This is a genomic window from Arthrobacter crystallopoietes BAB-32, from assembly GCF_000328305.2.
In the GTDB taxonomy this organism is placed as follows: domain Bacteria; phylum Actinomycetota; class Actinomycetes; order Actinomycetales; family Micrococcaceae; genus Crystallibacter; species Crystallibacter crystallopoietes_A.
Window position 1 is genome coordinate 1 of record NZ_ANPE02000160.1, and the last position, 24,978, is coordinate 24,978.

Consider the following 24,978-nt stretch of genomic DNA (forward strand, 5'->3'; position numbering starts at 1 on the left):
GCCGGCACGAGCTGGCGGCCTGGACGGCCCGGCAGCAGGACCCGCGGCCGGTGCGCGAGGAACTGATGATCCGGCTCCGTGCTTCTGCCGTGCTTGACGGACCGTCGCCGGAGCCTGAACTGCGCCGGCACCTGCGGCTGCACCTTCAGCAGCTGCAGACCTACCTGGACCTGAAGGAACAGACCTTCCCGCCCGGCCCGCCGCACCGCGCCAGCCAGCTGCAGCTGGCCGTCCTCGAAGCCGGCATCACGTTCGAGCGTGCCTGGATTGCCTGGGCCGAGGAGACGCTCGAAGCACTCCAGCCCTAAGGCGGCCGGCTGTGCCCAAGCTCACCTCCGCCGTCGTGCTGGCGTGGACGGGCAGCCGGCGGCCGTACTGTACAATGGATACATCCCCCACTCCGGTATTCCCTTACTTCGGCGCGTCGCGTCTGATTGGTGTGTTGGGTCCGCAATTGCGGACAGTTTCATTTTGGGAGCGCCGGCTGTCGAAAGCGTCATACAGACCGCCGGGAGGCGGCCAGCAGCTGTGACGGAAAGTCCTGCCGCGGGATTGCAACAGCGTCGGACTTGTGTCAATGAGCCCCCAGGACATCGCCGTCTGCTTCAGGCGGCCGTGCTTTGCGTGGCTTCCGTTCCCCGAAATGAAAATGAGGAACTCCTGTGTCCGAAAATCCCACTGCTCCCGTGTCCGAAACCGAAGCCGCTGCGCCGGCCGAGGAAGAGAACACCGTACTCTTCACCGATTTCGGCCTTGACGGCCGCGTGCTGGCAGCCCTGACCGACGTCGGCTACGAAAAGCCGTCGCCGATCCAGGCCGCTACCATTCCCGCCCTGCTGGAAGGCCGCGACGTCGTGGGCCTCGCCCAGACCGGCACCGGCAAGACCGCCGCCTTCGCCATTCCCGCGCTCTCGCGGATGGCCGAGCTGCCGCCGACCAAGAACACCCAGATCCTGGTGCTGGCCCCCACCCGCGAGCTCGCGCTCCAGGTCGCCGAGGCCTTCTCCTCCTACGCCGCGCACATGGAGGACTTCACCGTCCTGCCGGTCTACGGCGGCTCCGCCTACGGCCCGCAGCTGGCCGGACTGCGCCGCGGCGCCCAGGTCGTGGTTGGGACGCCCGGCCGTGTGATCGACCACATCGAAAAGGGCTCGCTGGACCTGTCCGAACTGCAGTACGTGGTGCTGGACGAGGCGGACGAGATGCTGCGCATGGGCTTCGCCGAAGAGGTGGACCGCATCCTCGACGCGACCCCGGAAGAGAAGCAGGTGGCACTGTTCTCGGCCACCATGCCGACCGCCATCCGCCGGATCGCCAAGAAGTACCTGAAGGACCCGGCCGAGATCTCGGTCAAGTCCAAGACCTCAACCGGCACCAACATCCGGCAGCGCTACGTCCAGGTCATGGGCGCGCACAAGCTCGATGCGATGACCCGGATCCTGGAGACCGAAGAGTTCGACGGCGTGATCGCTTTTGTGCGGACCAAGATGGCCACCGAGGACTTGGCCGACAAGCTCAAGGCCCGCGGCTTCACCGCCGCCGCCATCAACGGCGATATCCCGCAGCAGCAGCGTGAGCGCACGGTCGAGGCGCTGCGCGAGGGCAAGATCGACATCCTCGTGGCCACCGACGTCGCGGCCCGCGGCCTGGACGTCGAGCGCATCAGCCACGTCGTGAACTACGACATCCCGCACGACACGGAGTCCTACGTGCACCGCATCGGCCGCACCGGCCGCGCCGGCCGCACGGGCGATGCCATCCTCTTCATGACGCCGCGCGAGAAGTACCTGCTGCGCGCCATCGAGAAGGCCACCCGGCAGAGCGTCGAGCTGATGCATCTGCCCACGGTGGACACGGTCAACGCCAACCGGCTGGAGAAGTTCGCCGGCCGGATCACCGAGACCCTGGAGAGCGAAGACCTCGCCGTCTTCCGCGAGCTGGTGGAGAAGTACGAGGCCAACCATGACGTCACCGCCGTGGAGATCGCCGCGGCCCTGGCGCACATGGCGCAGGGCGGCCGCCCGCTGCTGATGGAGGAGCTGCCGGTGCCCCCGGCCAAGCAGGCCCGCCTGGCCGGCGGCAAGAAGGACGGCTTCGGCTCCCGCGGCCCGTCCCGCCCGCTGACCGAAGGCAACGCGACCTACCGGATCGCCGTCGGCCGCCGCCAACGTGTGATGCCGGGCTCCATCGTCGGTGCTCTGGCGAACGAGGGCGGCCTGACTTCTGCCCAGATCGGCGGCATCGACATCCGCAGCGACCACTCGCTGGTGGAACTGCCGGCCGACCTGTCCAAGGACCAGCTGCGCGCCCTGTCCCGGACCCGCATCGGCGGCGAGCTGATCCACCTGGAGCTGGATTCCGGCCGCAAGCCGCGGCGGGACCGCGAGGACTTCGGCGGCAGCCGGGGAAGCTACGGCGAGCGCGGCTTCAAGAAGAAGTTCGACGGCGAGCGCGGTTTCAAGAAAAAGCACGACGGCGAACGCGGCTTCGGGCGCGACCGCGCGGACCGCGGCGAGTCCCGTTTCGGCCACGGTGCCGGCGCGCGCAAGCCGCGGCACACCAAGTACTAGAGCGAGAGCTTCCGCAGCGGCGGAGTTCTTTTCAGAGGCACCTGCAGCCCGTCGGGCGGCAGGTGCCTCTGGCCTCTGGCGGAAGAGAACATTGCCCGTCAAGGTTAATGCAGGATCCGTCCTGACCATGGTGCGTGGATGGACCGTAAAGCTCCACCGGACTTAGTTGCTGGAGGGACCGGTGCTATGACCGCTACCGCGCTTGATGCTTCGCTCCCCGCCCTCGACGCGCTGCTGGATCCGGGCCGTCTCCGCGCCCTGCTGGGCCGCCCGGCCAAGGCAGGCCACCTGCGGTACAAGCCTGGGGTCTCGGTGTTGGCCCGGCTGGAAAGCGCCGTGGGAATCCAGTGGGCGGCCGGTTTCCATCCGGACTATGCGGGCAAACTGCGGGAGTCGTTCGACCGAGCAGCGGCATTGAATGCCGTGTTGGAAACGCTGGAACTGCCCGGCACCCCAGGGCATCAGCTGGTCTGCGGTCCGGTGGAACTGGACAGCAGGCTCTACCACCCGCTGCGCGGATCCGGCCTGCCGCTGGACCGGATCGAAGTGCTCAGTTACAACTCTGGCCGGCACCTCGTCGTAGCCTTTGACGACGCGGATGCCGGCCGTCTGGTCGCCCACATAACCGACAAAGCGGCGAAGGTTCCCGAACCGCTGCTGGAACGGCTCCGGCAGGCAGGAGTGCCAGTGCTGGGGCAGCTCAACCCCGGGTTCCTTCCCGAAGAACCGGACTTTGCCGGGCACACGGCCTGCTACCCCTGGTACGGCACGACGGACTTGCTGCAGCTGGCCCGGAGCGTCACTGCCCCTGGGAGGGGTTTCCCGTTGCCTGCAGCGGCGGGGCAGGCACCGTCCGAGAGCGCCCCGCAGCCGCTCCTGCTTGCTGCCAGCGCCGGGCAGGCTCTCGCGCGCCTGCACGCCCAGCCTTTTTGCTCGGGGACGGAGATGGCCGCCGGCCCGCAGCCGAAGAAGCTGGCCGACGCTGCATCCGAGCTGCTGCCAGAACTCCGCAGCCGCTTGCAGGGTGCCGCCGAACGGCTGATCGCCGCTCTGCGTCACGCCGGTCGCGCCGGCTTCGTCCACGGCGGCTTTTCCGCAGACCGGATCTTGGTCGGCGCCGATGGGATCCGGATCATCAACCTTGAACGCTGCGGTTATGGGGCAGTCGTCTCCGACCTCGGCTGCTTTGCCGCCGTCGAACTCCTGGAACTCGGCAGCAGGACTTTGACGGAAGCTCTGCTGGACGGCTATCGGGAAGCCCACGGCGTGGCAGGCGAGGGTGTGGCAATCGACCCGGAGGAGTTGCGCGCGTGGACTGCAGCCCATCTGTATGCCCGGATTCTCCAGCCCTTCCGAGAATGTGAGCCGGACTGGCGCATCCGGATCACCCGCCGCCTGACGCAGATTGAGGAGCTGCTTTGACCGTCTCCGACTGGTCGAGGAACAGAGGCGGTCAAAGCGGGCGGAACGTCCTTTCAGTCCCGTTTCGGAAGCTGGAATGTGGGGCTGGACACAAACCGGCCATTTCGATTTCACTCTGGCCCAATCTGCTGGTAATGTATTTCTCCGTTGCCCCCCTAGCTCAGTGGTAGAGCGCGTTCTTGGTAAGAACGAGGTCACCGGATCGATTCCGGTGGGGGGCTCTGAATGGCGGAGCCCGCGTCTGTGTCGGAAAGGCGCAGCGCGGGCCTTCCCATTCGTGGCGGTGTAGCTCAGCTGGTTAGAGCGCACGACTCATAATCGTGAGGTCGCGGGATCGAGTCCCGCCACCGCTACAGCACGAAGGGCAGGTCAGGAACTTCCTGGCCTGCTTTTTCCATTCCCGGTCCACTCCCGAGCGGTCCAGCGACTGGAGATTCTGGGTTCGGCGACTCGAGCGAAGGTGCCACAGGTATTCTTGATGGATGGGTGCCACAGCACAATCAGCCATCGCCTTCGACGCCCGCTTTGCCCGGGAGCTCTCGGAACTGGCCCTTCCTTGGCAAGCCGAGGACGTTCCCGATCCAAAGCTCCTGGTGCTCAATGAGCAGTTGGCCGCAGCATTGGGCCTGGACCCGGCGTTCCTGAAGACTCCCGAGGGTCTGCTGCTGCTCACCGGCAACCTGGTGCCCGGCGGCGCCACTCCGGTGGCGCAGGCCTACGCCGGGCATCAGTTCGGCATGTACTCTCCCCGCCTCGGTGACGGGCGAGCCCTCCTGCTCGGCGAGATTCCCGGCGCCGACGGCAGCCTTCGCGACATCCACCTCAAGGGCTCCGGACGCACACCGTTCGCCCGCGGCGGGGACGGCCAGGCCGTCGTCGGGCCGATGCTGCGGGAGTATGTGGTCAGCGAGGCGATGCACGCCCTCGGAATTCCGACAACTCGCTCCCTCGCCGTCGTTGCCACGGGACGCACCGTGCGCCGCGAAACCCTCCTGCCCGGGGCCCTCCTCGCACGGGTCGCGAGCAGTCACCTGCGCGTGGGCAGCTTCCAATATGCCCGGCAACCGGTGATACAGAACTCCTGCGCCGTCTGGCCGACCATGCGATCGCCCGCCATTATCCCGGCGCGTCGGAAGCAGACCAGCCCTATTACGCGTTCTTCCAGGCGGTCATCGCTGCCCAGGCGACCCTGGTGGCCCAGTGGATGCTCGTGGGCTTCGTCCATGGCGTCATGAACACCGACAACATGGCGATCTCGGGCGAGACCATCGACTACGGGCCGTGCGCCTTCATGGAAGCCTTCGATCCGGCCACGGTCTACAGCTCGATCGACGAGCGGGGACGCTACGCCTATGCCAACCAGCCGGTGGTGGCGGAATGGAACCTGGCCCGACTGGCCGAGGCACTCCTGCCCCTCCTGCACGATGATGAGGAGCAGGCGGTCGAGCTGGCGGTGGAGTCCCTGGGTGCTTTCCGCAGCCAGTACAGTGCAGCCTGGTCGGCCGGGATGCGGGCCAAGCTTGGCCTCCGCGGCAGCACCGATGACGAGGCTGTCTCCCCGCTGGTGGACGAGCTGGTGGCTCTGCTCCAGGCAGGCCGGGTGGACTACACCTCGTTCTTCCGGCGCCTCGGCCTCGCGGCGCGCGGCCGGGCCGACTCCGTCCGGAACCTGTTCGCCGACACCGCTGCCTTCGACGCCTGGTCCGAACAGTGGCAGGCACAGGAGCCCGATGCGGACCTGATGGACCGGATCAACCCCGCCTACATTCCCCGCAACCACCTGGTCGAGGAAGCGCTGGACGCCGCTACCGAAGGGGACATGGGACCGTTCGGGCGGCTTCTGGACGCGGTCACTGCCCCCTTTGACGAGCGGCCCGGCTTCGGCCGCTACGCTGAGGCAGCCCCGGAGGACTTCGGCACCTACCGGACCTTCTGCGGCACCTAAGGCATTATCGGCCGCGAGTTAGGCCAGCCGGGGCTACGCGGTGCCGAGGGGGTTGTCGATGGCGAACTTCCACCCGTCATTTCCCCGGCGGAGGACATCCGCCGTCGTGCCGGCCATGTCCACCTGGCTGCCGTCCGCGGCGGTCCCGGCGATGGACCAGTCCGCCACGGCGAGTGCTACGTCGCCGGCCAGATAGAGGTGGCGGACCTCCAGGTTGATGGGCAGGCCCAGCTCGAGGAATCCGCTCAGCGCCTGCCGCGTCTCCCCGCCGGTGGTTGGAGCTCCCGGTTGGGGGACGAAGACGGCATCCTGTTCAAACAGCTCCAGCATCCCGTCGAGGTCTTTCGCGTTGAAGCGCTCAGCCCAGGCAGCATGCAGGGATTTCGCGTCATTGATCGGCATTTTGTCCTCCAGCTCAGTTGACAGCGGTCCCCGTCGGGAGCAGGCAATCTACCAACGGGGAACCGGAGCCTGCCAGAGGAGAAAGGCTGCAGTTACCGGAGCCACTCCAGGCCGGGATGGTTTTCGTAGCCAGGGTCGAACGTGCAGTTGCCCTCGATGTCGGTGATTTCGCGGCAGTCCTTCACGGAGAAGACATACGAAGCGTCGCGGTCGAACGAGGCCCAGCCCAGCTGGTGCTCGTACTTTCGGACAATCTGCTGCTCCGCATACTCCATCCATTCGGCCTCCGCCTGGGGCAGCAGCCCATCGAGGCGGCCACCGGTTCCGTCGAGGAGCATGGTGATGTAGGCATGCGGCTCGTCCGTCTTCGGATCCTCGATGACGTGCCAGTGGAACACTGACGCGCTTGGGAAAGCCGACAGCATCTGCATCGACAGGTCGCGCATTATTGGAGCCTGCTCAGGATTGGGTTCGGGCACCGGAATCTCCCTTCATCATGTGATGTTCGCCAGGATTACCGCCGGCCTGCAGGAACCAGTGCGGGGCCGGGAGATGATCATCCCACCGTTACAACGAGAAGGGCAGGGGACAAGGTCGGATTGTTATGGCCGGCGTCCTCCTGCATCCGGTTCGAGACCTGGCCGTTCTCAGGCCCGAACCTGGAAGCAATTCACGAGAGCGGAGATGCGGGGAGCTCCCTGACGACGCGGGCGGGCGAACCGACGGCGACCACTCCGGCCGGCAGGTCCTTGACGACGACCGAACCCGCGCCGACTACCGTGTCAGGACCGATAGTCACGCCGGGACAGACGATGACTCCGCCGCCCAGCCAGACGTTGTCGCCGATGACGATGGGTTCCGCGGCTTCCCACTTGTCCCTTCGGGGCCCGGGCTCCAGGGGATGGGTTGCCGTCAGCAGCTGGACGTTGGGGCCGATCTGGACGTCGTCGCCGACAGAGATCCTGGCGACGTCGAGGCAGACCAGGCCGAAGTTGGCGAAGCTGCGGGCGCCGAAGAAAGTCTGGTAGCCGTAGTCGCAGCGCAGCGGCGGCCGGATCTCGCTGTCTTCCCCGAAGGCCCCGAGCAGCTCGCTCAGCAGCTGCCGGCGTTGCTCGTGGTCGTTGGGATCCAGCATATTGATCCGGTGGGTGAGCCCCTGCGCCCTGGCCGAGTCCCGCGCGAGCTCCGGGTCGTCGGCAATGTACGGTTCCCCGCGAGCATCCGTTCCCGCATACTTTTCCGGCTGTTGCTCATGGGGGTGACTGTATCCTGCCGAGCCTGCAAAAGCTCAGCTTGCTTAGTTAACGCCTCCCTCGCTAGCGTGGGCGGAGGGAAGATCTCCCGACGAATCTGCGAAGAACTGGAGGAACCATGGCTGACAAAAGCATTTCCGGAAAGAAGATCGCCTTCCTGCTGACGGACGGCGTGGAGCAGATTGAACTCACCAGCCGTGGCAGGCAGTCAAGGATGCCGGCGCGGAGCCGGTCCTGGTCGCCCCGAAGTCCGGCGAGCTGCAGGGCTTCAAGGGCGTGGACAAGGCGGACAAGTTCCCGGTGGACGTTGCCGCCGATGCGGCGAATGCCGCCGACTACGATGCGCTGGTGATCCCCGGCGGCGTCGTCAACGCTGACCATCTGCGGGTCGAGAAGGCCGCGGTGGAGTTCACGCGCGCGTTCTTTGAGGCAGGCAAGCCCGTGGCCTCCATCTGCCACGGTCCGTGGATCCTGATCGAGGCCGGAGTGGCCGACGGCCGCAAGCTGACCTCTTACCACACCCTGGCTACCGACCTGAAGAACGCCGGTGCCACCTGGGTCGACGAGGAAGTGGTCGTCGACCAGGGCCTCGTGACAAGCCGCAATCCGGGCGACCTTGAGGCGTTCAACGCGAAGCTGATCGAGGAAGTCGCCGAGGGCAAGCACAGCGGCCAAACTGCCTGACCAACCCCCACCAACGACGCCGGATCCCGCCTCAGGCGGGGTCCGGCGTCGTTGTTTCGGGCAAGGGGAGCGCAGGCGCCGGTTCAGGGTTGCCCGGCCCCAACCGATAACCTTGGACTATGAACCTTGGGATCTTGGCTCGCCGCTGTACCGCAAACTCGTCATCTCCGCCATGGTCCTGATCGGTGTCGGCATCCTGCTGTCCATCTTCGCGGCAACCGCCGGTGTCCAGCCGCTGACCTGGGCGGCGCTGGCGTTCATCATTACGGGGCTGCTGACCCATCTGGCCGGCCTGGTGGTGCGGGCCAAGGACGCCCGGGCCAGGCATGCCGCGGCCCAGGGGCGTAAGAATAACTGACCTCGCGGTTCCGGTGCCGCGGCGCCGGCTGCACTAGGCTTGTGGAAGCTATTTTCCGCCCGCTCAAAAGGAGTTCCATGACAGAGCAGAAGGGGGTCAACCCCGACCTGGCCGGCCGTGTCTATCCGGCCGGCGACGCGTACAGTGTTGGCCGCGAGAAAATCCGCGAGTTCGCCCGCGCGGTCAAGGCGACGCATCCGGCGCACTTCGACCTCGAAGCGGCGCGGGACCTGGGCTACGCCGATCTCGTGGCCCCGCCGACGTTCGCCATCATCGTGGCGCAGCGTGCGGACGCGCAGCTGATCGAGGATCCGGCGGCCGGGATCGATTTTTCCCGCGTCGTCCATGCCGACCAGCGCTTCGTGCACCACCGGCCGATCGTGGCCGGCGACAACCTGGTGGCCGAACTCCATGTGGACCAGGTGCGGGCGATGGGTGGGGGCGCGATGATCACGACCCGCGCGGAAATCAGCACGGTCGAAGGCGAGGCGATCGCCACGACGACTTCGTCCATCCTGGTGAGGGGAGAAGACCAGTGACGGTTGCACTGAACGAACTGACCGTGGGGCAGGAAATCGGGACGGCCTCGATCGACGTTTCCCGCGCCGATCTGGTCCGCTACGCCGGCGCCTCCGGCGACTTCAACCCCATCCACTGGAACGGCCGCTTCGCGGAGCAGGTGGGGCTGCCGGGCGTCATCGCGCACGGCATGTTCACGATGGGCGCCGCCGTCCAGGTCGTGACCGACTGGATCGGCAATCCCGCCGCCATCGTCGACTACCAGACGCGCTTCACCAAGCCCGTGGTCGTCGAGGACGTGGACGGCCCCGGGGCCACGATCGAAGTGGCCGGCGTGATCGGCGCCGTCGACGAAGCCAATTCGACCGTTCGGGTGGACCTGACTGTCACCGCCGCCGGCCAGAAGGTGCTGGTCAAGGCGCAGGCCGTGGTCCGTGCCTGGTAGCGGGGAAACGGTGGCCGGAACGCAGCTGGCGCCGCTGACCACCGTGCAGGTGGGCGGTCCTGCCGGCAAGTACGTTGAGGCAGCCTCCGAAGAGGCCGTGGTCGGGGCCGTCCGCTGGGCTGATGAGCACGGCGAGGACCTGCTGACCATCGGTGGCGGCTCCAACCTCGTCATTGCCGACGAAGGCTACCCGGGCACCGTGCTGCGGATCGCCACCAGCGGTTACAGCCTGTCCGGGAAAGGCTCCGCCGACAACGCCGTCCTGCTCGACGTCCAGGCCGGCCAGCTTTGGGATGAATTGGTCGAGGCGACGGTAGAGCAGGGCCTGTCCGGGCTGGAGGCGCTTTCCGGCATTCCCGGACTGACCGGGGCAACACCGGTGCAGAATGTCGGTGCCTACGGAGCAGAAGTTTCCCACACCCTCGTGGACGTGCGGACCTGGGACCGGCAGGAAGCAGCCATCCGCACCTTCGCCAACCATGAACTCGGTTTCGGCTACCGGGATTCGCTGCTCAAGCAGACCACGGTCAACGGCTCGCCGCGCTATGTCGTTCTGGCCGTGCGGTTCCGCCTGCAGCGGGACCAGCTCAGTGCGCCGATCCGCTACACGGAACTCGCGCGCAGCCTGGGCGTCGACGTGGGGGAGCGGGCTCCTGCAGCCGAGGTCCGCCGCGAAGTCCTGCGCCTGCGGGCCTCCAAAGGCATGGTGCTGGACCCGGCGGACCGGGACACCTTCAGCACCGGGTCCTTCTTCACCAATCCCATCGTCGCGCCCGAGGTGGCTGACGGCCTCCCTGCGGATGCGCCGCGCTGGCCGTCGGGCGAGGGAGTCAAGCTCAGCGCAGCCTGGCTGATTGACCGCACCGGTTTCAGCAAGGGCTTCGGGCTGGAGGGAACCGGCAACGGCACGATCGACGGCTTCTCAGTGGCCGGCGGACGGGCGTCGCTGTCCACCAAGCACACGCTGGCCATTACGAACCGGGGCGACGCCGCGGCCGCGGACATCCTCGCCATCGGACGGACCGTGCGGGACGGCGTGGAACACGCCTTCGGTATCCGGCTGCACCCCGAACCGCTGCTCATCGGCTGCGCGCTCTGACCTTCACTGGCCCCGCCGGGCAGCGGCTTCCTGCGCCTTGCGGAAGAGGACCAGGTCCTCGCGGTGCGCCCGGAAATCCACGAGGTTCTTCGTGCAAAGCCAGTGCACCAGCTTGCTGCTGTGGCTGATCTGGACCTTCCGGTCCACGCGGTGGGCCATCAGCCACACCGGTGACAGGAAGGCCGGGAGCGCAGTGATCAGCTCATCCGCGGTCATCAGCCGGGCGAAGGCCCCGTCAGGCCGGAACTGCCGCTCCAGGGCCAGCAGCTGTGCCTGCTGGAGGTTCACGTAATCATCGCCGCAAGCGTCCAGGAACGTCCGCAAACGCAGCTGGATCCGCTCGTGCCGTTCTACCGCAGCGGCCTCCTTGCCGGCGCTGCAGAACAGGAAGAACACACCCAGCAGCCGGTCCACGCTCGGCCTGCCCATCAGGCGCTCCTTCCGCTCGGATCCAGGGGATGCCCCAACGCTACGGCAGTCCAGCGGAGGCGGCCCGCGCGCCGCCGCGCTTGGTGGAGTCCGCCCCGGCCCGGACGCCTGTGTAGGAGGAGGCACACCCGGGCGGCAGCTCCGCCGTCGTTCGCTGAAACGGCTGGAGCCCGCTCCCCGGGAGAGGGGAACGGGCTCCAGTGAAGTGTTGCGGCGTACGGGTACGCCGGTCCTGCTAGAGGTTGCCGGTGGCGATCCGCAGCATGCGGCGCAGCGGCTCGGCGGCGCCCCAGAGGAGCTGGTCGCCAATGGTGAAGGCGCTGATGTACTCCGGGCCCATTTCCAGCTTGCGGATGCGGCCCACAGGGATGTCCATGGTGCCGGCAACCTTGACCGGGGACAGCTGCTCCATGGTCGCTTCCTTGTTGTTCGGAACCACCTTGGCCCACTCGTTGTCCGCGTCGAGAAGCCGTTCGATCTCGGCCACTGACAGGTCCTCCGTGAGCTTGAGGGTCAGCGCCTGGGAATGGCAGCGCATGGTGCCGATGCGCACGCACAGCCCGTCGAACGGGATGCGCTGGTCGGAGCCGCGGCCGAGGATCTTGTTGGTCTCCGCACCGGCCTTCCATTCCTCCTTGGACTGGCCGTTGCCCAGGTCCTTGTCGATCCACGGGATGACGGAGCCGGCCAGCGGCACGCCGAACTGGGAGGAATCCATGGCCGGATCCTGCTGCTGGGCCAGGACCTTGCGGTCGATCTCGAGGATGGCGGCAGCCGGTTCGGCCAGCTCGGCGGACACCGCGCCGTGCAGCGAGCCGAACTGGTTCAGCAGCTCGCGCATATGCCGGGCACCACCCCCGGAGGCAGCCTGGTAGGTCATCGAGGTGCCCCACTCGACCAGCCCGTTGCGGAACAGGCCGCCGAGGCCCATGAGCATGGCCGAAACGGTGCAGTTGCCGCCGATGAAGTTCTTCACGCCGCGGTCCAGGCCGGCGTCGATGACGTCGCGGTTGACCGGATCCAGCACGATGATCGCGTCATCGGCCATGCGCAGGGTGGAGGCTGCGTCGATCCACAGGCCGTTCCAGCCGGCATCGCGCAGCTTGGGGTAGACCTCGGAGGTATAGTCGCCGCCCTGCGCGGTCACAATAATCGGCAGCTTGGCCAGCGTTTCAATGTCGTAGGCATCCTGGAGGGTCCCGGCTCCTTCGGCGAACGCGGGGGCCTTGCCGCCGGCGTTCGAGGTGGAGAAGAACACGGGGTTGATCAGGTCGAAGTCGCCTTCCTCCTGCATGCGCTGCATCAGGACGGAGCCGACCATGCCGCGCCAGCCGATGAGGCCGACGGACTGGGCAGGGGCAGAAGCTGCTGCTGAAGTCATGCCTACCATTCTAAGACAGGGCCCCTTGGCAGCGGGAAAAACGTGACCCCGGTCTCCCTTTGGCAATCGTCAGGAAGAACCCTTGGTCCAGCGCTCGATCCGGTAGCGGGTGCCGTTTGCGGAGGTCAGCCAGCCTTCCGCCGGCTCACGCTGTTCCGCGGTCCATTCCGGCCCCAGCTGCGGGGCGTACGTATCCCCGTCCGTTTCCATGTCAATCACGGTAACGACGGCGGTGTCCGCCAAGGCGGTGGCGTCACGGAAAATTTCCCCGCCGCCGATGATCCAGATTTCGTCACTGCCGGCGCTGGTCCGGGCAGCGGCCATCGCCTGCTCCAGGGATTCGGCGCCGACGGCTCCCGCGGCCTCCAGCGCGCCGCGCAGCTCGGGCCGGCGGCTGATCACGATGTTGGTCCGCCCGGGCAGCGGCCGGTACTTCTCCGGGAAGGACTCCCAGGTCTTGCGGCCCATCACCACCGGATGGCCGTTGGTGGTGCGCTTGAAATGGGCCAGGTCTTCCGGCAGGTGCCAGGGCAGGTCGCCGTCGCGGCCGATCACGCCGTTGGAGCTCTCGGCCCAGAGCAGTCCCACCAGCTGCGCCGCCGTCATACCGCCACCTTGGCCTTGATCGTCGGGTGGTGCCGGTAGTTGACGATCTCGAAGTCCTCGAACTCGTAATCGAAGATGCTCGCCGGCTTGCGCCTGATGTGCAGCTGCGGGTACGGGTACGGGTCCCGGCTCAGCTGCTCGGTGACCTGCTCCAGATGGTCGTCGTAGATGTGGACGTCGCCGCCGGTCCAGACGAACTCGCCCGGCTCCAGTCCGGTCTGCTGGGCGATCATCAGCGTCAGCAGCGCGTAGGAGGCGATGTTGAACGGAACCCCGAGGAACATGTCGGCGCTGCGCTGGTAGAGCTGGCAGGAAAGCTTGCCGTCTGCCACATAAAACTGGAAGAACGCGTGGCAGGGCGGCAGCGCCATGTTCTTGATTTCGGCCACGTTCCATGCCGAGACGATGTGCCGGCGAGAATCCGGATTCGCCTTGAGCCCCTCGACGAGCTCGGCGATCTGGTCGATGTGGCCCCCGTCAGGCGTGGGCCACGAACGCCACTGTACGCCGTAAATGGGGCCCAATTCGCCGTCGTCGTTAGCCCATTCATCCCAAATGGTGACGCCGCGCTCCTGGAGCCACTTCACGTTCGAATCCCCGCGCAGGAACCACAGCAGCTCCAGCGCCACGGACTTGAAATGCACCCGCTTGGTGGTGATCAGCGGGAAACTGTCGGCCAGGTTGTAGCGCAGCTGGCGTCCGAAGACGCTGCGGGTTCCGGTGCCGGTGCGGTCCGCCTTCGCGGTTCCGTGCGCCATCACATCGCGCAGCAGGTCCTCATATGGGGTGGGAATCGAAGTCACCCAGCCAGTCTAATCATCGAAGGCGTCGTAGAGCTCGATGGAGACGATCCGGCCGGGGTGCTTGTTGCTGACCTGGCAGACAATGGCGGCGCCGGGCTTCAGGTACGGGTCCTTGCCGGGCAGCTTCGCGGCAACCTCCTCGGAGGCGTGTGCGCTGAGCACCTTGATGACCTGCGGCAGGACCGGGCGGTGCGTGCAGACCGCGGTCGATTTCCGCTTGTCCAGCTGCGCCTTGATCGCGGCCCGCGCCTTCTTGGGGTTCCGGTGCGCGCTGTGTTCGGTGATGGCGTCCACCGTGCGGATGCGCTGATTGCGGAAATTGGCGTACGGCGTAATCGTCTGCATGCAGCGGGTCCACGGGCTGGAGACAATCCGCTTCGGCTCCCAGGCGCTGAGCAGGCGGCACACGGCGAGGGCCTGGCGCTGTCCGGTGGCGGCCAGTGGGCGTTCGCCTTCGGGCCGTGCCCAGGAGGAGCGCGGGCGCGCCTTGGCATGGCGTACGACGACGAACGGGTAGGTATCGAGTTCGTCCCGCCGGTGCGCGTCCACCAGGGCCTCGAGCGGTTCCCGGTCCGAGGGGCTGGTGAGCAGTTTGGCGGCCTCGTCCGGGGTGCACCAGCGGAACTGGTCCACCTCGGAGCCATCCGGCCGCGGGGTCTCCTTGTCCAGTTTGGCGGCCCAGTAATGCACTTCCTTCATCCCGGAGGCCACCGGGTAGCGGATGGACGGCAGCGGAATGCCCAGCTGCACCTTGACGTTGATTTCCTCCTGCACCTCCCGGGCGGCGCACTCGGGGTTGGTTTCGCCGTCGTCCAGCTTGCCCTTCGGCCAGGACCAGTCGTCGTAGCGCGGGCGGTGGATCAGCAGCACCTCCAGCTGCCCCCGCCGGGAACGCCAGCAGAGCGCGCCGGCCGCGGTCACGGTGACGTCCTGCACGGTCTGTCCGTCTGCCATCAGGTTCGTCTTCGCAGTCACCGGCGGCTGCCGGAACGCTGGCGGGCGCGGCTGGCCAGCAGCCACGACTGGACGTCGCAGAGCGGGTTGCCGTCGTCGTCCTTGTGATGGCGCGTCCAGCGGCCCAGGCTGTCCAGGTGCCAGCTGGAGGTCTCCGCGTCCAGGTACCGGTCCAGCAGGGCCAGCAGCTCGGCGATATCCTCGCGGGAACTGAGCTGGACCAGTGCCTCCACGCGCCGGTCGAGGTTCCGGTGCATCATGTCGGCCGACCCGATGAACACGACCGGATCCCCGCCGTTGGCGAAGCCGAACACGCGGGAGTGCTCGAGGAAGCGGCCCAGGATGGACCGGACCCGGATGTTCTCGCTCAGTCCGGGCACCCCCGGGCGCAGTGCGCAGATGCCGCGCACGATCACGTCGACCTGCACGCCGGCCTGCGAGGCGCGGTACAGGGCGTCGATGATGGCCTCGTCCACCATGGAGTTCACCTTGATGACCACACGGGCGTCCAGGCCCGCCTTGCGGTGAGCGATCTCGGCCTCGATTCGGTCGATCAGGCCGCTGCGCACCGAGCGCGGGGCGACCAGCAGCCGCTTGAAGGTGGATTTCGGGGCGTAGCCGGAGAGCTGGTTGAACAGCTTGGACAGGTCCTCGCCGACCTGGTCGTTACAGGTCAGCAGGCCCAGGTCCTCGTAGTAGCGGGCCGTGCGCGGATGGTAGTTGCCGGTGCCGATGTGGCAGTAGCGGCGGAGCCGGTCCCCTTCCTGGCGCACCACGAGGGAGAGCTTGCAGTGCGTCTTGAGCCCGACGATGCCGTAGACCACGTGCACGCCGGCCTGTTCCAGCTTGCGCGCCCAGTCGATGTTGGCCTGCTCGTCGAACCGGGCTTTGATCTCGACCAGCGCGAGCACCTGCTTGCCGGCTTCGGCGGCGTCGATCAGCGCGTCGACGATCGGGGAGTCGCCCGAGGTGCGGTAGAGCGTCTGCTTGATGGCCTGGACCTTCGGATCCGAGGCGGCCTGCTCCAGGAAGGCCTGGACCGAGGTAGAGAACGAGTCGTACGGGTGGTGCAGCAGGATGTCGCGGCGGCGCATCGCGGCGAACACGTTGGCCGCCTTCGAGGTCTCGCTCTCGTTGAGGTAGCGGCTGGTGTGGGCCAGGTGCTTCGGGTAGTGCAGGTCATTGCGGTCGATGTCGGCGATGACGCTCAGGCCGCGCAGGTCCAGCGGGCCGGGCAGGGCGAAGACCTCGGACTCCTCGACGCCGAGTTCCCGGACCAGCAGCTCGCGGACGCTGGGGTTGATGTCGGTGGTGACCTCCAGGCGCACCGGCGGGCCGAAGCGCCGGCGCAGCAGTTCCTTCTCCAGCGCCTGCAGCAGGTTCTCGGCGTCGTCCTCTTCGACTTCCAGGTCCTCGTTGCGGGTGACCCGGAAGGTGTGGTGCTCGAGCACCTCCATGCCTTGGAAGAGCAGGTCCAGGTGCTGGGCGATGATGTCCTCGAGCGGGATGAACCGTGCCGTGCGGCCCGGCACGGAACCGGCGCGCGGACCGTCCACCGAGATCAGCCGCGGCAGCTGGTCCGGGACCTTGACGCGGGCGAAGAGCTCCTTCTCGCTGACCGGGTTCCGGACCACGACCGCCAGGTTCAGCGACAGCCCGGAGATGTACGGGAAGGGATGCGCAGGGTCCACCGCCAGCGGGGTCAGGATCGGGAAGACCTTCTCCTTGAACATGGCGGTCAGCGAATCGCGGTCCGCATCCGTCAGCTCGTCCCAGCGGACCATGTGGATGTGCTCGTAGGCCAGCTCCGGCCGGATCTGCTCCGCGAAGACCCGGGCGTGTCGGCTCTGCAGCCGGTGCGCCTCCACCATGATCTGCTCCAGCTGCTCCACCGGGCTCAGGCCGGCGGCGGAGGGCACGGCGATGCCGGTTGCGATGCGCCGCTTCAGCCCTGCCACCCGGACCATGAAGAATTCATCCAGGTTGGACGCGAAGATGGAGAGGAAGTTCACCCGCTCCAGCAGGAACAGGTCCGGGTCCTCGGCCAGCTCCAGCACCCGCGCGTTGAAGTCCAGCCAGCTGACCTCCCGGTCCAGGAAGCGGTCGTTCGAGCTGAAATCGCCCTCCGGAACCAGCGACGGCGCGAATTCCGGAATGTCGATCCGGTCCTGGGTGGCGCGGGCCGGGGCAACTTCGGACGAGCCGAGCCGGTAGGCGGCGGGAGTTGCCGATTCGGTAGCCATGGGAGCTCTCCTCAGCTGGTCAAAGGGTGGTGCAGGCGCACGCCGGAGCGGGCGGAGCCGTCGCCTTCAAGATTAGCGCGAAGCCGCCGTTGCCTCGGCCGGGGCGTACATCACATCCGTGTCCCAGCGGGTGAAGCCGAGCTTGCGGTACAGCGCCACCGCGGCGGTGTTGTCGGCGTCCACGTAGAGCATGACCGCCTGCTGGCCCTGGTCATGCAGGTGCTTGATGCCGGCGATGGTCAGCGCCTTGCCCAGCCCGCTGCCCTGGGCCTGCGGCGTCACGCCGACCACGTAGACCTCGCCAATGGACGGATGCGAGCCGGTACGCGGGTGGATCTTGGTCCAGTGGAAGCCGAGCAGGCCGCCGTCGTTCTTGTCCACTGCCAGCAGGAAGCCGGCCGGATCAAACCACGGCTCGGCCATCCGCGCCTGCAGGTCGGCCAGCGTCTGCTGGCCCTGTTCCGGATGATGGGCGAACGCGGCGGCGTTGGCGGCCAGCCAGGCCTGCTCGTCCCGGCCGGGCACGAAGGCGCGGATGGACACGCCCTCCGGGAGTGCGGCCTCGGGCAGCTGCGGCACGTGGGTCAGGCGCATCCGCCACAGTTCCCTTACCGGCGTGAACCCGAAGCGCCCGGCGAGCTTGGCCGCACCCTCGTGGTCGCCGTGCGACCAGGCGCGCAGCGCGGGCAGTTCGGTGTGCTGCTGCAGTCCGGTCACCAGCCCTGTGCCCACGCCCTGGTTGCGGTACTCCGGGTGCACCACCAGTTCCAGCACGCCTGCGTCCTCGCCGTGCACCGGGAGATTGACGACGGCGACCCCGGCCAGGGCGGTGGCCGTCGCCGGGTCGGATTTCTCCTCGTTGGCGTAGGTGGCCAGCACGATCAGCTGGTCAGTATCGGCAGCCTTGAGGTTGACCCAGGTCTGTTCGGAGAGCGGCGGGTTGCCGTCGGCTTCCTCAGCGGCGTTTGCCAGCGCGCGGATGCTGTGCAGCACTTCGGCATCCGGCGCGCCCTTGAAGATCTGTACCGGCCAGTCGGGCGAAGACAGTGCGTTCATGAGGCCAGCGTAGCGCGGGCCGGGGCGCTGCGGGCTGCCGGACTCAGGCGGACTGCTCGGCGTCCGCCTCGGTGGCGTCGCCGGAGCGAACCAAGGTGAAGCGGTAGCCGACGTTGCGCACCGTGCCGATCAGCTGTTCGTGGTCCGCGCCGAGCTTGGCGCGCAGCCGCCGCACATGCACATCCACCGTGCGCGTGCCGCCGTAATAGTCGTAGCCCCAGACTTCGTGGAGCAGCTGGTCCCGGGTGAACACGCGGCCCGGATGCTGTGCCAGGTACTTGAGCAGCTCGAATTCCTTGTACGTCAGGTTGAGCGGCTGTCCGCCGATGCGGGCCGTGTAGCTGGCCTCATCGATCACGACGCCGGCGGCCCGGATTTCCGTGCTGGCCTCCTCATCTGCCTGGCTGGCCCGGGCACTTACCAGCCGCAGCCGTGCCTCCACTTCCGCGGGGCCGGCGGTGTCCAGGACCACATCGTCGGCCAGCCAGTTCGCCGACACCGCGGCCATGCCGCCTTCGGTCAGGATGAGCATCAGCGGGACGCTCAGGCCGGTCGCCTTGAGCAGTTGGGTCAGGCTGCGTGCCGCGACCAGGTCCTTGCGGGCGTCGACCATGACGACGTCGGCGGGATCCGCTTCGAGCAGGGCGGTAGGCTCGGCCGGCAGGATATGGACCTTGTGGCTGAGCAATTCGAGGGCGGGGAGCACTTCGATCGAAGAACCCTGGCTGTTGGTCAAGAGCAGAATGTGCGGCATGTTTCCTCCCCGAAGGCTGAGTCGGCGCACATCGTCGGACGGCCCACCGGCGGCGCCGGGCTGGCTAAGCCGGCTGCCGGATGATTGCGCATCAGTATAGCGCCGGGCCGGCCCGGCGGCTGTGTTCTCGCACTCATTCCTGTAATAGGGCAGGATGGCTGGGTGAGAACGTGGATCGTCGCGGTCGCTGCGGCCGTGCTGTTGTGTGCAGTAGTCGGGGCAACGTATTGGTCGCCTGCGGCGGTTGCCGCCGTCGCCTGCGCCGGAGTGCTGATGGTCGGCATTGGCTGGCCGCAGCTGCTGGGCGTCCCCGCCAGGAAGACGCTCTCCACGGTCATCTCGCTGGCCGGCATCGTGGCGGTCCTGCTGGCTTCCATAGCGCCGGCCGGGATGGCACTGGCGTGGACCGTCGTCGTTATTGCCCTTGGCGTGATTGCGGTGTTCATGGTCCAACTGATCCGCGGCACGGGGCAGCCCCACCGGCTCGAATCCACCTTCGGCGCCAGCAGCGGCCTGCTCCTGGCAGTCCTGGGCGCCGGCTGGGTGGCGGCGGAACGGCTCTCCGCCAACAGTGCCGACAGCGGCATGATGCTGGTCACAGGCGTGAGCATGCTGATGGCCGTGGCGGTCTGTGTGCTGCCGTGGCCGGACCGCCTGGTGGCCCCGCTGGGCGTGGTCCTGGCCGTGCTCACCGGAGCGCTGGGCGCGGCCCTCGCCTCGAGCGTGCCCATGCTGCCCGCGGCGCTGGTGGGCGCCGTTGCCGGCGGGATCATCGTCTGCTTCCGCCGGCTGATCCTGGCGGACGGTGGCCCGACCAAGCTGCCTGCCATGCTGGCCGTCGGCGCCGCGCCGGTACTGTCCTCGGGTGCGCTGGTCTACTTCCTCGAGAAGATGCTGCTGGGCTGATCAGGCCTCCGGCCGGCGCGGTTGACACCGTCCGCCGCGAGCGCGTAACCAGTCCGAACGGGTCCTGCCCTCCGGTTAGTATGGAGCTATGTCGCATCTAGCTCTTGAGATTTTCTTCCTGACCCTCCTTGTCGTTGCCGGTTTGTCCATGGCCTGGTTCGCCGGGCTGGTCGTGTGGCGCCTGTTCAAGGGCCAGAAGTAAAGGACTGATCTTCGGCCATGCCGATGGAACTTCCCACCGATCTGACACCCGAGCTGGTCCCGCTCTCCTGGCTGCTGGGCACTTGGAGGGTGCAGGCCGGCTCGGGGAAGGTGATGCGGATTCGGAATACTTCTTCCAGACCGCCACCTTCAAGCAGCACGGCCTGCCGTACCTGCAGTATGAAGCCGAAAGCTGGCTCACCGATGAGGACGGCACCCGGCTGCGGCCGTTGTCCGTGGAGACCGGGTTCTGGGCGCTGGACCGCAAGCTCAACGATGCGGACGTCGGACCCGGCCTGATTCCGGCGGAAATCGTTCCCGCGCTCAAGTCCGCGGACGAAGTCGAGGACCTGCGGAACGAATCCGGCGGCTTCGACATCACCGCCACGATCGTGCATCCCGGCGGCATCGCCGAGCTGTACTACGGGCAGATCAAGGGGCCGCAGATCCAGCTGGCCACGGACATGGTCATGCGCGGCTCCCAGTCCAAGGAGTACAACGCCGCCACACGGATCTTCGGCCTGGTCCAGGGGGACCTGTTCTGGCGCTGGGACGTCGCGTCGAGCAAGGGCGAAGAACTGAAGGCCCACGCCTCGGCGATCCTGAAGAAAACCTCCTGAACCGCTGCCCGCCAGCCCGTGCGGGAATGGACCCGCCTGCCAAGGACGTTGACCCCGATATGAGCTACCGAAGCCCCCTTTTGTCACGCCCCGGAGCCGTTGAAGCCTCCCAGCCGGATGCCGGCGTCGCCGCGCACTACGGGGACCCGCTGCGCGAACAGCGCCTGCTGGCCGGCGGAACCGCCGTCGTCGACCTCTCCCACCGCGGCGTGGTCACGGTCGCCGGCGAGGACCGGCTGAACCTGCTCAACACCCTTTCTTCCCAGCTGCTGCTGGACCTGAAGCCGGGCCAGTCCCGCGAGACGCTGCTGCTGACCCTGCAGGGGCGGATCGAATATGACGCGCGGATCATTGACGACGGCGACACGAGCTGGCTGATCGTCGAGTCCTTCGAGGCCGAGGGCTTGGCCGCCTGGCTGACCAGCATGAAGTTCATGATGCGCGTGGAAGCCGTCGATGCGACGGACCGGTGGGCCGTGGTGGGGGCCGCCGCTGCACAGCCCGGCTTCGAAGGCCGCCTCGGCTGGCAGGACCCGTGGCCGGAGATCGGCGCCGGCGGCTACGCCTACACCGGCATCGACGAGCCGGAGCACCCCGGCCGGGACCTCACCTGGTTTGAGTACCTGGTCCCGGCGGACGAGCTGGAAGACACCCTGGCCGGCCGTGAACTGGCCGGCGTGTGGGCCGCCGAAGCACTCCGGATCGCCGCCTGGCGGCCGCGCTTCGGACTGGAAACGGACGAGAAGACCATCCCGCACGAGCTGGACCTGCTGCGCACGGCCGTCCACCTGGCCAAGGGCTGCTACAAGGGCCAGGAGACGGTGGCCCGGGTCCACAACCTGGGCCATCCGCCGCGCCGCCTGGTCTTCCTCCAGCTGGACGGCTCCCAGCACACCCTGCCGGATGCCGGCAGCGAGGTGCGGCTCGGCGAGCGGACCGTCGGCCGGGTGACGTCTGCTGCCCAGCATTACGAAATGGGACCGGTCGCCCTGGCCGTGGTCAAACGGTCCGTGGATCCGGCGGCCCAGCTGGTGGTAGTCGACGGCGACGAGTCCTACGATGCCAGCCAGGAGACCATCGTGGCCCCGGACGCCGGCAAGGTCGTGGGCCGGCCCACCGGACTGCTGCGCGGCCCGCGCTAGGCCGGCTTTCCGCACCTAGTCGGAGTGCCCTTCCTGCGGGGCCGGGAGATAGACGGACGTTTGGGTGCCGGCTTCGACGAAGCCCAGCGAGAGCGCCGTTGCCCGCGACGCGGCGTTGGCCTCGTGCGCGCGCCACTGCGGGATCAGTCCGGCGGTCAGGGCTTCATGGCCGGCAATGGCGGCGACCAGCGAGCCGATGCCGCGCTGCCGGAAGCGCGGCAGGGTGAGCGCGCCGATGTGCCCGAGGATCTGCTGCCACTCCTGGTAGCCGGCACCGGCCACCGGATCGGCTCCGCTGAGCAGGACGAACGACTTGTCCATGCCGCTCAGGCCGACCTCGTTGACGTCGTCGGGCGGGCAGAGCGCCTCCAGCCGGACGGCGTCGTCGGTAATCGTGGATACGGTGATTTCCTCGTCCGGCTGGACCAGCGGGAGGTCGTCGGCGAAGAACAACTGGGCCTTGCCGGCACCGTTGCCGCCGTAGCCGTGGCTGAGCTGGAGCAGCGTGCGGTGCTCGGCCAGCTCATCGTCCGTGCAGGCGGCGGCGGCCTCGATCGCCCACTCGGGCCCCACGAGTGCCGAACGCCCGAACAGCCGCACAAAGGTGAGTTTCCCGGCGTCGTTATTGATGCGGGTCAGCCGCCCGGCGTCCGCCATGAAGGCCGTGTCCTCGAAACCCAGCAGCCGCGCCCAGGCGAGCAGCACGATATCGCAGGTGCCTGAGTCCAGTTTCATGCTGCCCACGTTACGCCCAGGTTCCGCTCAGCCGAAGAGTACAGCCGCCTCATCGTAGCGGTACTGCGGAACAAACTTCAGGTTGCCCACGGCCTCCTGGAAGCCGACGCTCACCACGTCCGTGCCGCGCAGCGCCACCATGGTGCCCCAGCGCTTATCCGAAACGGAGTCGACGGCGGCCATGCCCAGGCGCGTGGCCAGCACCCGGTCGTAGGCACTGGGCACCCCGCCGCGCTGGATGTGGCCCAGCGTCGTAGCCCTGGTCTCCAGGCCGGTCAGCCGCTCCAGTTCCGGCGCAAGGTGCTCGCCGATGCCGCCGAGCCGGGGCCGGCCGGAGGCATCCAGCCCGCGTTCGGCCCACGGCTTGTCGTCGCCCTCGGGCACCCAGCCTTCGGCCACGACCACCAGCGGGGCCCGGCCGCGTTCGAGGCCTCCATCACCCAGGCGGCGACCTGCTGCATGGGGACCTTTTGCTCCGGAATCAGGATGGCATGGGCGCCGGCGGCCAGGCCGGCGTGCAGGGCGATCCAGCCGACGTGGCGGCCCATGACTTCGGCGATCATGCAGCGGTGGTGCGCCTCGCCGGTAGTGCGCAGCCGGTCCATGGCTTCCGTGGCGATCTGCACCGCCGTGTCGAAGCCGAAGGAGTAGTCCGTGGCGTCGAGGTCATTGTCGATGGTCTTGGGCACGCCGACGATGCTCAAGCCCGCGTTGGTCAGCTCGCGCGCGCCCGCGAGGGTGCCTTCGCCGCCAATGGCAATCACCGCGTCCACACCGAGCCGTGCCAGGGTGGCGGCGATGTTGTCCGGGCCTCCGTTGGGGCCGTCATACGGGTTGGTCCGCGAGGTGCCCAGGATTGTGCCGCCCTGCTTCGAGATGCCGCGGACCTTGTGCCGCGGCAGGTCGATGCACTGGCCTTCCACGACGCCGCGCCAGCCGTCGAGGAACCCCACGAACTCGTGGTCATAGGTTTTGATGCCCTTGAGCACCGCACCGCGGATGACTGCATTCAGGCCGGGGCAGTCGCCACCGCTGGTCATGATGCCGATCTTCACAGGGATCCCAATCTTCGTAACGCTGCTTCACAGGTTCGGAGCGCCCCGTTGAGCCCCAATCGATAATAGACAGGCCCGTGCCGCTGATCATAGCCTTGGGGACAAGTGAGGCCCCGTCCTGGGCGGACCGGGGCCTCACAAGCAGGCTGTCAGCGGCCCAGGCTCCGGTTGGCCAGCAGCCGCTCCAGCGCGATGGTGCCGTCGTAGTAGGGCAGCAGCAGCCAGGCCACGAGGTAGCCGGCCACGCCGATGCCGGGGACCAGGAACAGCAGCAGCGTGACGATCCGGACCAGCGTGGGGTCCCAGCCGAACTTGGCGGCGATGCCCCCGCACACGCCGCCAATCCAGCGGTTGGGGCCGCGGCGGATCGGGAGGGAACGGAGGAAGCGGTAGAAGGAATCCATGAACCTGTTCTTTCGTCTTGAGGAGCGGAACGGACAGCTGGCCGCCGCTACGCCTTGTCCTGTCCGGCGGAATTGTCCTTGGTGCGCGACACGCCCCAGATCCCGCCGGCCACCAGGGCGATGCCGGAGCCGATGAGCAGGGCGATGAGCACATGGCCGAAGTCGAAGCTGATGCCCCAGAGGACGCTGAGCAGCACCAGCAGGCTGACCGCGACCGCGATCAGGCCCCACACAATGGTGCCGACGCCCGGGCCGGTGATGACGCCGTCGTTAGTGGATTGCGTGCTCATGAGGAGCTTCCCCTTTCCGCAGCTTCGACAATCTCCACATTGCTGGCTGCGCCCCTGATCTGCAAGATGACCGACGGAGCGGAGCCGTCGTCATTGATGATGAAAGACCCGGGCTGCCATACACCCGAGCTGCGGCGCGTTTCGAACGCCGTGCTGTATTCGACATTTCCCATGGCCAGCGCGGACTGGACCTCCACCGTCTCGTCCGCGGGCACGATGATCTCCACCGTCGACGCGACGGCGTTGACCGGCACCGTGACGGGACCGCTGAACGTTCCCGGGGCCAGGTCTGACAGGTCCACGGTCCCGCGGCTGGCCACGATGCTGTAGCCCTCGCTGGCCGGGGCGCCGGAAGCGCTGGTCCAGGTGGTGTTGGTGCCGATCGAGTAGTTCGCGGTCTGCCACTGCACGCCCGCGGTGGTCACCAGCGACAGGACAATCCCGACGGCGGCGAGGAAACCGAGGATGCCGGAGGTCCGTCCGCGGATGCCAAGGACCACGATTCCCACCCCGATGCACAGCAGCGCGGCAGCCACGGCGGCGGGCAGCAGTGCCAGGCCGGCATCGAATTCCAGCAGCAGCGGCAGGGCAAGTACGACGCCGGCAGCCACCATTGCGGTTCCGAGCGTTAGGGCGATACTTACCCCGGACGGGCCCTTCCGGCGCGGCCGCGGCGGGGCGGGCGGAACAGGCCGGCGGTAG

At 67.7% G+C, this 24,978-nt stretch carries 23 protein-coding genes, 2 tRNA genes and 5 pseudogenes; 14 read left to right on the top strand and 16 right to left on the bottom strand.

The features are described 5' to 3' along the window. From D477_RS13135 to D477_RS13160, 6 genes and pseudogenes are all read left to right on the top strand, one after another. A partial coding sequence (locus D477_RS13135) for a PadR family transcriptional regulator (RefSeq protein ID WP_005269992.1) occupies nucleotides 1-308 on the top strand: 308 nt, incomplete at its 5' end. 354 nt (nucleotides 309-662) lie between these two features. Continuing rightward, nucleotides 663-2,570: a DEAD/DEAH box helicase gene (locus D477_RS13140; RefSeq protein WP_005269994.1), complete on the top strand. Its 1,908-nt coding sequence runs from the start codon at nucleotides 663-665 to the stop codon at nucleotides 2,568-2,570. Between the two features lie 186 nt (nucleotides 2,571-2,756). Further along, nucleotides 2,757-3,992 carry a phosphotransferase gene (locus D477_RS13145; RefSeq protein ID WP_005269996.1) on the top strand — a complete coding sequence of 412 codons (1,236 nt, stop codon included), beginning with the start codon at nucleotides 2,757-2,759 and terminating at the stop codon, nucleotides 3,990-3,992. Between the two features lie 149 nt (nucleotides 3,993-4,141). After that, nucleotides 4,142-4,213, top strand: a tRNA-Thr gene (locus tag D477_RS13150). Nucleotides 4,214-4,271: 58 nt separating this feature from the next. Then, nucleotides 4,272-4,345, top strand: a tRNA-Met gene (locus D477_RS13155). A gap of 129 nt (nucleotides 4,346-4,474) precedes the next feature. Next, nucleotides 4,475-5,937, top strand: a pseudogene (locus tag D477_RS13160) (protein adenylyltransferase SelO). A gap of 33 nt (nucleotides 5,938-5,970) precedes the next feature. Here the strand turns inward: D477_RS13160 and D477_RS13165 are convergent. The 3 genes from D477_RS13165 to D477_RS13175 all read right to left on the bottom strand — a co-directional run bounded on the left by D477_RS13165 (nucleotide 5,971) and on the right by D477_RS13175 (nucleotide 7,540). After that, nucleotides 5,971-6,339, bottom strand: a complete 369-nt coding sequence (locus D477_RS13165) for a YybH family protein (RefSeq protein WP_005269998.1) — start codon at nucleotides 6,337-6,339, stop codon at nucleotides 5,971-5,973. Nucleotides 6,340-6,431: 92 nt separating this feature from the next. Beyond that, on the bottom strand, nucleotides 6,432-6,785 hold the full coding sequence (locus D477_RS13170; protein ID WP_005270001.1) for a hypothetical protein: 354 nt from the start codon (nucleotides 6,783-6,785) through the stop codon (nucleotides 6,432-6,434). A 224-nt stretch (nucleotides 6,786-7,009) separates the two neighbouring features. Then, on the bottom strand, nucleotides 7,010-7,540 hold the full coding sequence (locus D477_RS13175; protein WP_237740790.1) for a sugar O-acetyltransferase: 531 nt from the start codon (nucleotides 7,538-7,540) through the stop codon (nucleotides 7,010-7,012). A 170-nt stretch (nucleotides 7,541-7,710) separates the two neighbouring features. Here D477_RS13175 and D477_RS13180 point away from each other — a divergent pair. The 5 genes and pseudogenes from D477_RS13180 (at nucleotide 7,711) to D477_RS13200 (ending at nucleotide 10,697) form a co-directional block, all read left to right on the top strand. Beyond that, nucleotides 7,711-8,276 (top strand): annotated as a pseudogene (locus D477_RS13180) (type 1 glutamine amidotransferase domain-containing protein). Nucleotides 8,277-8,388: 112 nt separating this feature from the next. After that, nucleotides 8,389-8,634 (top strand): hypothetical protein, encoded by a 246-nt coding sequence (locus D477_RS13185; RefSeq protein WP_005270004.1) that lies wholly within the window; start codon nucleotides 8,389-8,391, stop codon nucleotides 8,632-8,634. Nucleotides 8,635-8,711: 77 nt separating this feature from the next. Further along, complete coding sequence (locus tag D477_RS13190) at nucleotides 8,712-9,173, top strand: FAS1-like dehydratase domain-containing protein (RefSeq protein WP_005270005.1); 462 nt, start codon at nucleotides 8,712-8,714, stop codon at nucleotides 9,171-9,173. After that, nucleotides 9,170-9,598: a MaoC family dehydratase gene (locus tag D477_RS13195; RefSeq protein WP_005270006.1), complete on the top strand. Its 429-nt coding sequence runs from the start codon at nucleotides 9,170-9,172 to the stop codon at nucleotides 9,596-9,598. The genes D477_RS13190 and D477_RS13195 overlap by 4 nt, the downstream gene beginning before the upstream one ends. Nucleotides 9,599-9,608: 10 nt before the next feature. Beyond that, nucleotides 9,609-10,697: a UDP-N-acetylmuramate dehydrogenase gene (locus D477_RS13200; protein ID WP_005270007.1), complete on the top strand. Its 1,089-nt coding sequence runs from the start codon at nucleotides 9,609-9,611 to the stop codon at nucleotides 10,695-10,697. A gap of 3 nt (nucleotides 10,698-10,700) precedes the next feature. On the opposite strand, the gene D477_RS13205 is transcribed toward D477_RS13200, so the two are convergent. From D477_RS13205 to D477_RS13240, 8 genes are all read right to left on the bottom strand, one after another. Then, on the bottom strand, nucleotides 10,701-11,126 hold the full coding sequence (locus D477_RS13205) for a hypothetical protein (protein WP_005270008.1): 426 nt from the start codon (nucleotides 11,124-11,126) through the stop codon (nucleotides 10,701-10,703). A gap of 235 nt (nucleotides 11,127-11,361) precedes the next feature. Beyond that, entirely contained in the window at nucleotides 11,362-12,507 is a 1,146-nt protein-coding gene (asd, locus tag D477_RS13210) for an aspartate-semialdehyde dehydrogenase (RefSeq protein WP_043846946.1), read from the bottom strand. A gap of 69 nt (nucleotides 12,508-12,576) precedes the next feature. After that, nucleotides 12,577-13,113 carry a dihydrofolate reductase gene (locus D477_RS13215; protein WP_005270010.1) on the bottom strand — a complete coding sequence of 179 codons (537 nt, stop codon included), beginning with the start codon at nucleotides 13,111-13,113 and terminating at the stop codon, nucleotides 12,577-12,579. Beyond that, nucleotides 13,110-13,871, bottom strand: a complete 762-nt coding sequence (locus D477_RS13220; RefSeq protein WP_052510784.1) for a thymidylate synthase — start codon at nucleotides 13,869-13,871, stop codon at nucleotides 13,110-13,112. The genes D477_RS13215 and D477_RS13220 overlap by 4 nt, the downstream gene beginning before the upstream one ends. Before the next feature lie 54 nt (nucleotides 13,872-13,925). Then, nucleotides 13,926-14,870 (bottom strand): NUDIX hydrolase, encoded by a 945-nt coding sequence (locus D477_RS13225; RefSeq protein WP_043846950.1) that lies wholly within the window; start codon nucleotides 14,868-14,870, stop codon nucleotides 13,926-13,928. Between the two features lie 17 nt (nucleotides 14,871-14,887). Continuing rightward, nucleotides 14,888-17,113, bottom strand: coding sequence for an RNA degradosome polyphosphate kinase (locus tag D477_RS13230; RefSeq protein ID WP_005270013.1), 2,226 nt, complete (start codon nucleotides 17,111-17,113; stop codon nucleotides 14,888-14,890). A 72-nt stretch (nucleotides 17,114-17,185) separates the two neighbouring features. Beyond that, the gene (mshD, locus tag D477_RS13235; RefSeq protein ID WP_005270014.1) at nucleotides 17,186-18,169 is read right to left on the bottom strand and encodes a mycothiol synthase; all 984 of its coding nucleotides are present in this window, start codon (nucleotides 18,167-18,169) and stop codon (nucleotides 17,186-17,188) included. A gap of 43 nt (nucleotides 18,170-18,212) precedes the next feature. Beyond that, nucleotides 18,213-18,923, bottom strand: a complete 711-nt coding sequence (locus D477_RS13240) for a winged helix-turn-helix transcriptional regulator (protein WP_005270015.1) — start codon at nucleotides 18,921-18,923, stop codon at nucleotides 18,213-18,215. A 162-nt stretch (nucleotides 18,924-19,085) separates the two neighbouring features. Here D477_RS13240 and D477_RS13245 point away from each other — a divergent pair, with 162 nt between their 5' ends. From D477_RS13245 to ygfZ, 3 genes and pseudogenes are all read left to right on the top strand, one after another. After that, nucleotides 19,086-19,829, top strand: coding sequence for a hypothetical protein (locus D477_RS13245; RefSeq protein ID WP_043846948.1), 744 nt, complete (start codon nucleotides 19,086-19,088; stop codon nucleotides 19,827-19,829). 219 nt (nucleotides 19,830-20,048) lie between these two features. Then, nucleotides 20,049-20,650, top strand: a pseudogene (locus D477_RS13250) (FABP family protein). Nucleotides 20,651-20,709: 59 nt separating this feature from the next. Further along, nucleotides 20,710-21,792 carry a CAF17-like 4Fe-4S cluster assembly/insertion protein YgfZ gene (ygfZ, locus tag D477_RS13255; RefSeq protein ID WP_043846952.1) on the top strand — a complete coding sequence of 361 codons (1,083 nt, stop codon included), beginning with the start codon at nucleotides 20,710-20,712 and terminating at the stop codon, nucleotides 21,790-21,792. Nucleotides 21,793-21,807: 15 nt separating this feature from the next. Here the strand turns inward: ygfZ and D477_RS13260 are convergent, their stop codons facing one another. The 5 genes and pseudogenes from D477_RS13260 to D477_RS13280 form a co-directional block, all read right to left on the bottom strand. Next, nucleotides 21,808-22,527: a GNAT family N-acetyltransferase gene (locus tag D477_RS13260; RefSeq protein ID WP_005270020.1), complete on the bottom strand. Its 720-nt coding sequence runs from the start codon at nucleotides 22,525-22,527 to the stop codon at nucleotides 21,808-21,810. A 27-nt stretch (nucleotides 22,528-22,554) separates the two neighbouring features. Next, nucleotides 22,555-23,582: pseudogene (locus D477_RS13265) on the bottom strand (ATP-dependent 6-phosphofructokinase). A 149-nt stretch (nucleotides 23,583-23,731) separates the two neighbouring features. After that, the gene (locus D477_RS13270; RefSeq protein WP_005270023.1) at nucleotides 23,732-23,986 is read right to left on the bottom strand and encodes a PspC domain-containing protein; all 255 of its coding nucleotides are present in this window, start codon (nucleotides 23,984-23,986) and stop codon (nucleotides 23,732-23,734) included. A 47-nt stretch (nucleotides 23,987-24,033) separates the two neighbouring features. After that, complete coding sequence (locus D477_RS13275; RefSeq protein ID WP_005270024.1) at nucleotides 24,034-24,276, bottom strand: hypothetical protein; 243 nt, start codon at nucleotides 24,274-24,276, stop codon at nucleotides 24,034-24,036. Next, nucleotides 24,273-24,978: pseudogene (locus tag D477_RS13280) on the bottom strand (hypothetical protein); the annotation flags it as partial. The pseudogene D477_RS13280 and the gene D477_RS13275, both read right to left, overlap by 4 nt.